We start from the raw sequence: 8,081 nt of genomic DNA, 5'->3' as shown, positions 1-8,081 counted from the left end.
CGAGTGTTGGAAACCCAAACCTATCGGAAAGGACATGCTCACCGCCTCATGGTATCTACATCGTGGCGCCCTAAATCGCGCTCTCGCCCTCGTGCTGGAAGCCGAGATAGCTCGCGGCGACGCGCTTGTTGGAGGCGATCTCTCCAGCCGAGCCTGACAGCACGAACTCGCCGAGCTCCATCACATAGGCGCGGTCGGCGATCTGCAGCGCCGCTTGCGCGTTCTGCTCGACCAGGAGGACCGAGACGCCGGCGGCGCGGAGTTCGCTGACGGTGCGGAAGATGTCGGCGACGATGATCGGGGCGAGGCCAAGGCTCGGCTCGTCCAGCATCAACAGCTTCGGCGCGCCCATCAGCGCGCGGCCCATCGCGAGCATCTGCTGCTCGCCGCCGGACAGCGTGCCGGCGAGCTGCTTGCGCCGCTCCTTCAGGCGCGGAAACAGTGCGTAGACCTTCTCGAGCGAGGCCGCGGCGGTCGCCTTCGGAATCCGGAAGGCGCCGAGCTGCAGATTGTCCTCGACATTCATGGTGCCGAACAATTCGCGATGCTCCGGCACCAGGCTCAGGCCGGTCGCGACGCGGTCCTCGATATCAGATGTCGCCATGTCGGCGCCGGCAAAGATGGTGCGTCCCCTCAGCGGCAGGATGCCCATGATGGCATTGAGCAGCGTGGTCTTGCCGGCGCCGTTGGCGCCGATGATGGTGACGATCTCGTTCTCGGCGACATCGAGCGAGACGCCGCGCACGGCCTCGACCTTGCCGTAGGCGATGTGGACATCGGTGACCTTCAGCAGCGCACTCATGCGGCGGCTCCGAGATAGGCCTTGATCACGTCGGGGTTGGTCTTGATCGCGGCCGGCGTGCCTTCCGCAATCTTGGTGCCGAAATCGAGCACCACGATGCGGTCGGCGAGATCCATCACGAAGCCCATGTCGTGCTCGACCAAGAGCACCGACATGCCGCCGTCGCGAAGCTGCCGCAGCAGGGCGGCGAGCCGCTGCTTCTCCATGTGACGCAGGCCGGCGGCCGGCTCGTCGAGCAAAAGCAGCATCGGATCGACGCAGAGCGCGCGTGCGATCTCGACGATGCGCTGCTGGCCGAGCGACAGCGAGCCCGCGAGCTGGTCGATCTGGTCCGACAGGCCGACGCGCTCGATCTGGCGCGCCGCCTCCGCCAGCAGCTTCGCCTCATCGGCGCGGTCGAACCGCAGCATGCTGGAGATCGCCCCCGCGTGCCCGCGCAGATGCGCGCCGATCGCGACGTTCTCCAGCACGGTCATGTCGGGCACCAGCTTGACGTGCTGGAACGTTCTGGAAACGCCGAGCTTGACCACGTCCTGGGGCGGCGCGTTCTCGACCTCCTTGCCCTGCACGAAGATCTTGCCGCTGGTCGCAGTGAGAACACCGGTGATCAGGTTGAACGTCGTGCTCTTGCCGGCGCCGTTCGGGCCGATCAGCGCGACGACCTCGCGGGCGTTGACGTCAAAGGAGACGTCGTTGACCGCGATCACGCCGCCGAACTGCTTTCGCGCCTTCTCGATGTGCAGCAGCACGCTGGAGGTGCCGGGCGCCCGTTCGCGCTTCGCAAGCTTCAGCGCGGTGTCGGGCGTCTTGCGGGCCGGCTTGACCGGCAGCCGCGACATCAGCCACGGCCAGACGCCGGATGGTGCGAGCTGCAGCAACAGCACCAGCAGGATGCCGAACACGATGGTCTCGAGCTGGCTCTGGCCGCCGAAGATGTAGGGCAGGTAGCTTTGTAGCACCTCCTTCAGGATCACGACGATGCCGGCGCCGAGCACCGCGCCCCACACGTAGCCGGCGCCGCCGACGACGGCGATGAACAGATATTCGATGCCGGCCTGCGCCCCGAACGGCGTCGGGTTGGCGGCGCGCTGGAAATGCGCATAGAGCCAACCGGAGAGACCGGCGAGCACGGCGGCATAGATGAACACCAGAAGCTTGGCGCGCGGCGTCTGCACGCCGAAGGCCTCGGCGGCGATATGGCCGCGGCGCAGCGCGCGGATGGCGCGGCCGGTGCGGGAGTCCAGCAGGTTCATGGTGAGGATTGCCGCGAGCAGCACCGCGATCCAGATCGCATAATAGATCGCGTCGGGGCTCAGCATCTTGAAGGAGCCGATCGCAAGCGGCGGAATGCCGGAGATACCGTCATTGCGGCCGAGGAATTCGAGCTTGCTGAACAGATAGAACAGCCCGATGCCCCAGGCGATGGTACCGAGCGGCAGATAATGGCCGGAGAGCCGCACCGTGACGATGCCGAGCAGCACCGCGGCGATGCCGCTGACCACGAGCGAGGCCGGCAGCGTCAGCCACGGCGAGAAGCCATAGGCCGTGGTCAGCACCGCGGTCGTGTAGGCGCCGAAGCCGCAGAACGCGGCCTGGCCAAACGAGGTGAGGCCGCCGACGCCGGTGAGCAGCACCAGCCCCATCGCGACCAGCGCGGCGAGGCCGATATTGTCCAAGAGCACGATCCAGAACGGCGGAATGCCCGGGATCAGCGGGATCACCGCCATCACGGCGGCGAAGGTGATGAGAGGAAGCCGCTGCGTCATCGCGCTCAATCCTTCTCTTCTTCGACCGCGGGTGCCGCGAGCGAGCGCAGCACCAGCACGGGGAGGATCAGCGTGAACACGATGACTTCCTTGAAGTTGCTGGCATAGAACGAGGAGAACGCCTCGACGATGCCGACCAGGATGGCGGCGACGGCAGTCAGCGGATAGCTGACGAGGCCGCCGATGATCGCGGCGATGAAGCCCTTCAGCCCGATCAGGAAGCCGGTGTCGTAATAGAGCGTCGTGATCGGCACGATCAGGATGCCGGAGATCGCGCCGATCACGGCGGCGAGCAGGAATGCGATCTGGCCCGACAGCGTGGTGCGGATGCCGACGAGGCGGGCGCCGAGGCGATTGACGGCGGTGGCGCGCAGCGCTTTGCCGGTCTTGGTGGTGCCGAAGAACAGCCACAGCCCGACAATGAAGGCGACGGTGAGCCCGTAGACCGCAAGGCTCTGGCCGGTGAAGCGCAGCGGACCCGCGGTCACCGCGGCGCTCGACAGCGCAGGGCCCCGCAGGCCCTCGGCGCCGAAGAACACGAGGCCAAGGCCTTGCAGCGCGAGGTGGCAGCCGACGGACGCGATCAGGAGCACCAGCACCGACGTGTGCGCGATCGGCTGGAACGCGATGCGATAGAGGAACAGCCCGATCGCCGCGACGATCAGGAGCGCAAGCGCAATGTTCACCGCGATCGGCGTCTTCGGCCCGGCAACCGCATAGGTGACGGCGAGCAGCACGACAGGGAAGACGATGTTGAGCGCGACCGAGCGCATGACGAGCCGCGCATGCAGCGCCTTGCGTGCAAAGAACAGGTCGAGGCCGAAGGCGACGATACCCATCGCCACCGCAAGCCGCACCGTGCCGGGCACCTGCCCGGTCGCCAGCATCGCGTAGCTCAGCGCGCCATAGGTGACGAATTCGCCCTGCGGGATCAGGATTACCCGCGTGACCGCAAACACCAGCACGAGCGCCAGCCCGAGCAGCGCATAGATCGCGCCGTTGGTGATGCCGTCCTGCAGCAGAAACAGCAAGATCGTCGTGTTCAAGACCGAGCGCTCCCCCTTAAGCGTCCGGCCGCCGCAGCCAAGTGGAGGGGCCGGGCCGACCGATATCGGCTGTTGAAAGGTGCCGATATTTGATATAGTGGATAACAATTATCGAATATAATCTCAAGACCCCGTGGGCGCCGCGCGGGATCTTTGTACCGGGATTGCGAGCCGCGAGCGATGACTGTTTCCAAGACCGCCGATGCCGTCAGGCCGTCCCGCGCCCTGCGCAAGGATCTGATCGATCCCGCCGACGATGACAGCATGCTGCAACTGGGCGAACTGTCGGGACTGCTCGGCTATTCGCTGAAACGCGCGCAGCTCAAGGTGTTCGAGGATTTTCTGCGCTGCGTCGCGCCGTTGCAGCTGACGCCGGCGCAGTTCTCGGTGCTGCTCTTGCTCGATAAGAACCCCGGCCGGAACCAGACCGAGATCGCCAACACGCTCGGCATCCTCAGGCCGAATTTCGTCGCCATGCTCGATGGGCTGGAGAGCCGCGACCTTTGCGCGCGGATGCGTTCCACCAACGACCGCCGCTCGCATATCCTCGTCCTCACCGACAAGGGCCGCGCCGTGCTGGCGCGCGCCAAGAAGCTCGTCGCCAACAAGCACGAGGCGCGGCTGATCGAGGTGCTGGGGCCCGCGAACCACGCGGCGCTGCTGGAGATGCTGGCGAAGCTTGCGCAGGAGTTTTGAGGGCGGCGGCGACTCTGCCGTCATTGTCAGCCACTCGGTCGGCGCGAAGCGGCGAACCCGGAATCTCGTGAGCGCTCCGATTTGCGAGTGCACCGCCTATTTGGCTTAGCCGGAGCCGAGCGCGGCGTAGAGTTGCATTTTCTCGGGTAGACCCTTCAGGTGATGGAGGCCGCGATCCTCGAAGCGTAACCCGGAGCCCGCTACGAGATCGCGCACCGTGCTCGAGACCATGGTTTGTCCTGCCCCTGCCATGGTGGCGACGCGAGCCGCGATATTTACGGCGATGCCACCTATGTCGTCCCCCTTCAGCTCGATCTCGCCGGTATGCAGCCCCGCGCGCACGTCGATGCCGAGCGTATGCACGGATTCGGCGATAGCGGCCGCACAACGCACGCCACGCGCCGGTCCGTCGAAGGTCGCGAGGAAACCGTCGCCCAGATTCTTGACCTCGCGGCCGCGGTAGCGGGCGAGTTGCTCGCGCACGATGTCGTCGTGGCTGTCGACCAGCGCGCGCCACTTCCGGTCGCCGAGCTCCGCGGCGCGCCAGGTCGATTCGACGATATCGGTGAACATCACGGTCGCGAGTACGCGATCAGTTTCGATCTCGTGCCGCGCGCCCGTCAGGAACTCTTCCGCTTCGCCGGCAATCCGATCCGCGAGTTCCGGATCGGTCATGAACAGATGATCGCTTCCGGGAAGGATTGTCAGCTTCGCGTCGGGAATGTGGCTTGCGATTTCTCGCCCGGCGGCTATGGGCATGCGCGTGTCGCCGATCCGATGCAGGACGAGCGTCGGCGCCTGAATCGACGCCAGGATATGGCGGGTATCGATTTCACTGTTCATCCGCAGCACGGCGGCCATCGCCGACGGACTGGCCGATTGCCGCTCGAAGCGCGCGTAGGCACGGACGGCCGCCTCGTCCTCAGCGGTGGATGGCGCAAAAAGGCGAGCGGTGAATTCGCCGGTGCCCCACAGGCGCTCGACAAGGTCGAGGCTGCGCGCGAGGACGGTCTTGTCGACCAGGGCCGGATGGCGCGCAAAGCTGCCATAGAGGACAAGGGCGCGGACCCGTTCAGGGTAGGTGGCTGCGAACAGAAGGCACATCGGCCCGCCTTCCGATATGCCGAACAGCGCCGCGCGCTGCGAGCCCGCGGCATCCATTACCGCGCGCACGTCGTCCATGCGCTGTTCGAGGTTAGGGCTGTCGGTCACGCGATCGGATAGCCCGGTATCTCGCTTATCGAAGCGGATGAGGCGGGAGAAGGACGCCAGCCGGGTGAAGAAGCGCGCCAAGATCGGATTCTCCCAGCTCAGCTCAAGATTGGAGATGAAGCCCGGCACATAGATCAGATCGAACGGTCCGCTCCCCGTGACCTGATAGGCGATGTGCACATCGCCGCTCTTGGCGTAGTGGGTTTCCGCCAGGTTCATCTCTTGGCCCCTGAGCAACTGCGCTGGCCTGACGGCGGCGCGCACGCCTTCATCCTCAGGCACGTATGTCGTCACTTCATCCAGCTACTAAAGCTTGTAGCCGATGTTTCGCAGCAGGTCCTTCCGCCACGCGACGTCGGCGTCGGTTTCGACGCCCAGCGGCGAGGCGCCATCCACCACGCCGAGCACGCCGCGGCCGAGCTCGGTCTGCGCGACGATCACCTGCGTGGCATTGGCCGTCGCGCAATAGATGCGGCAGACCTCCGGCACCGCGCGCACCGCCGCCAGCACGTTGACGGGAAAGAACCCGTCGCCCAGGAAGATCAGGAAGGTGTGACCGGCACCGATGGCCAATGCGTTGTCGCGAGCGAGGACGAGCGAGGCATCGTCATTGCCCGAGCAACGCACCAGCCGCTTGCCGGAGGCCTCGCAGAAGGCCAGCCCGAAGCGGATGCGCGGGACCGCACCCACCAGCGCCTCGTGGAGGTCTTCCACGGTCTTGATGAAATGCGACTGACCGAAGATGAAGTTGGTCTCGTCCGGCTTGACGATGGGAACCACGGTGAGTTCCATGGCTTCGCTCCTGCACGGTGAGCTCCCCAGTCCATGGTAGGCCGTCGGAGGGCGTTTGCAAGCGGCGACAGGCGCTTGATTTTATCAGCTGCTTCCGGCGCGTGCCGACGAGACCCAGCGTACGTCCTCACGACGGCCCTCGAGGGTAGACCGGAAATCGCCGGGAGGTTGTGCGCCCAAAAGGCGGGAACTGTGGTATCCTCCGTCAAGCGCGATGGGGTGCGCCCGAAATTGCATGGCCCCTCGCCAGCGTGGTCGCGAAGCGCACAGAGCGATTGCACACGGATCTGAAGAGAGCGCTGCCGGGGCTCGAGGAGGGTCAACGTCGTGAAGCGGGACTTCGACCTCATCGTCTATGGCGCGACCGGTTACACCGGCCGTCTGATCGCCGAATATCTGGCAACATCCTATCGCGGCGACGAAGCGCCGTCCTGGGCGATTGCGGGACGCTCGACCGACAAGCTGCAGAAGCTGCGTGCCGACATCGGCGCACCGGACGATCTGCCATTGGTGAAGGCGGATGCCACCGAGCCGGCCAGCCTGCGTTCGATGTGCGAGCGCGCGGCCGTGGTCATCACGGCGGTCGGGCCCTATCAGCTCCACGGTCCCGAGCTCGTGGCGGCCTGCGCGGCCACCGGCACGGCCTATGTTGATCTGTGCGGCGAGCCGGCCTGGATGCGGCGGATGATCGACGCCCATCACGACGAGGCGAAACGGACCGGCGCGCGCATCGTCTTCTCCTGCGGCTTCGATTCCATCCCGTTCGATCTCGGCGTGCTTACCTTGCAGGAAAAGGCGCGCGAGAAATTCGGACGCCCGGCGCGGCGGGTCAAAGCCCGCCTGCGCAAGGTCAAAGGCGGCATGTCCGGCGGCACCGCGGCGAGCGCCGGGGCGACATTGGCCGCGGCTGCGCGCGATCCGGCCCTGATCCGGCTGCTGGCCGATCCCTTCGCATTGACGCCGGGGTTCACCGGGCCGTCCCAGCCGACGGGTCTCGTTCCCGAATACGACCCGGGCATGCATGCGTGGCTCGTGCCGTTCCCGATGGCGCCGATCAACACCAAGAACGTGCACCGCACGAACTTCCTGCTGGGTCATCCCTACGGCAGGGACTTCGTTTACGAAGAGATGATGGTCGCGCCGGGATTTGGCGATATCGCCAGCGTGACGACGGAGACGTTCGCCACGGTGATGTCCTTGCTCGGCAGCGGCGGCCTCAAACGCGGCGCAGGCCCGACCCGGGAAGCGCGCGAGAGGGGCCTCTACGACATCCTGTTCTTGGGCGAGGTGCCGGATGGCGGACGGGTCGAGGCGGTCGTCACCGGCGACCGCGATCCGGGCTACGGCTCGACCAGCAAGATGATCGCCGAGAGCGGGCTCTGCCTCGTGCGCGACGTGCAGGGCGAGGGCGGCATCTGGACGCCGGGCGCGCTGATGGGGCCGGCCCTGCGCGAGCGCCTGAAGGCGCGCGCCGGCCTCACCTTCAGCGCGCGTTGAGATCGCGCGGAAAACTGCAGTGCCGAACAGGATTGCGCGAATCGTAGCCAACGAAGGCGCGGCTCAGCGAGCGCAAGCCTCAAATCCGATTCAATGGCCGCTTCTAGCCCGTAGCGTCATTTCGCTGCCGCGCAGCAATCAGGTTGCTTCCGGGTCAAAGCGGACGTCAAATGGTAGGCAGGATTGGCTGGCTCAGTCGAAAATGACCCGCATGTATGGTCCGGCCGTGCGGTGCAAGAGGTTTTCGTCGATCCGGCAGATACGGTCTTG

General features: G+C 65.9%; 7 protein-coding genes. 2 read left to right on the top strand and 5 right to left on the bottom strand.

From position 1 onward, the window contains the following. Positions 1 to 70: 70 nt before the first annotated feature. The 3 genes from ACFFWD_RS23375 to ACFFWD_RS23365 are packed head-to-tail and all read right to left on the bottom strand — an operon-like array spanning position 71 to position 3,614. Positions 71 to 802: an ABC transporter ATP-binding protein gene (locus ACFFWD_RS23375; RefSeq protein WP_376968955.1), complete on the bottom strand. Its 732-nt coding sequence runs from the start codon at positions 800 to 802 to the stop codon at positions 71 to 73. Further along, a complete protein-coding gene (locus ACFFWD_RS23370; RefSeq protein ID WP_376968953.1) occupies positions 799 to 2,568 on the bottom strand; it encodes a branched-chain amino acid ABC transporter ATP-binding protein/permease in 1,770 nt (589 codons plus the stop codon). The genes ACFFWD_RS23375 and ACFFWD_RS23370 overlap by 4 nt, the downstream gene beginning before the upstream one ends. 5 nt (positions 2,569 to 2,573) lie before the next feature. After that, on the bottom strand, positions 2,574 to 3,614 hold the full coding sequence (locus ACFFWD_RS23365) for a branched-chain amino acid ABC transporter permease (protein ID WP_376968951.1): 1,041 nt from the start codon (positions 3,612 to 3,614) through the stop codon (positions 2,574 to 2,576). Positions 3,615 to 3,794: 180 nt separating this feature from the next. Between ACFFWD_RS23365 and ACFFWD_RS23360 the strand changes: the two genes are divergently transcribed. Further along, the gene (locus tag ACFFWD_RS23360) at positions 3,795 to 4,310 is read left to right on the top strand and encodes a MarR family winged helix-turn-helix transcriptional regulator (RefSeq protein ID WP_376968949.1); all 516 of its coding nucleotides are present in this window, start codon (positions 3,795 to 3,797) and stop codon (positions 4,308 to 4,310) included. Positions 4,311 to 4,415: 105 nt separating this feature from the next. On the opposite strand, the gene ACFFWD_RS23355 is transcribed toward ACFFWD_RS23360, so the two are convergent. After that, the gene (locus ACFFWD_RS23355; RefSeq protein ID WP_376968947.1) at positions 4,416 to 5,741 is read right to left on the bottom strand and encodes an adenylate/guanylate cyclase domain-containing protein; all 1,326 of its coding nucleotides are present in this window, start codon (positions 5,739 to 5,741) and stop codon (positions 4,416 to 4,418) included. 87 nt (positions 5,742 to 5,828) lie between these two features. Further along, positions 5,829 to 6,314, bottom strand: coding sequence for an adenosine-specific kinase (locus tag ACFFWD_RS23350; protein WP_376968945.1), 486 nt, complete (start codon positions 6,312 to 6,314; stop codon positions 5,829 to 5,831). A 327-nt stretch (positions 6,315 to 6,641) separates the two neighbouring features. Between ACFFWD_RS23350 and ACFFWD_RS23345 the strand changes: the two genes are divergently transcribed. Then, entirely contained in the window at positions 6,642 to 7,811 is a 1,170-nt protein-coding gene (locus tag ACFFWD_RS23345) for a saccharopine dehydrogenase family protein (RefSeq protein WP_376968943.1), read from the top strand. Positions 7,812 to 8,081 lie beyond the last annotated feature (270 nt).

Source organism: Bradyrhizobium erythrophlei, assembly GCF_042430365.1.
In the GTDB taxonomy this organism is placed as follows: domain Bacteria; phylum Pseudomonadota; class Alphaproteobacteria; order Rhizobiales; family Xanthobacteraceae; genus Bradyrhizobium; species Bradyrhizobium erythrophlei.
The sequence above is the reverse complement of the archived record's forward strand: the minus strand, read 5'-3'. Positions and strand labels throughout refer to the sequence as shown.

Coding starts and splice junctions, on each gene's coding strand:
- ACFFWD_RS23370 (WP_376968953.1), bottom strand. CDS start 2,568: ATGACGCAGCGGCTTCCTCTCATCACCTTCGCCGCCGTGATGGCGGTG.
- ACFFWD_RS23350 (WP_376968945.1), bottom strand. CDS start 6,314: ATGGAACTCACCGTGGTTCCCATCGTCAAGCCGGACGAGACCAACTTC.
- ACFFWD_RS23375 (WP_376968955.1), bottom strand. CDS start 802: ATGAGTGCGCTGCTGAAGGTCACCGATGTCCACATCGCCTACGGCAAG.
- ACFFWD_RS23355 (WP_376968947.1), bottom strand. CDS start 5,741: ATGAACCTGGCGGAAACCCACTACGCCAAGAGCGGCGATGTGCACATC.
- ACFFWD_RS23360 (WP_376968949.1), top strand. CDS start 3,795: ATGACTGTTTCCAAGACCGCCGATGCCGTCAGGCCGTCCCGCGCCCTG.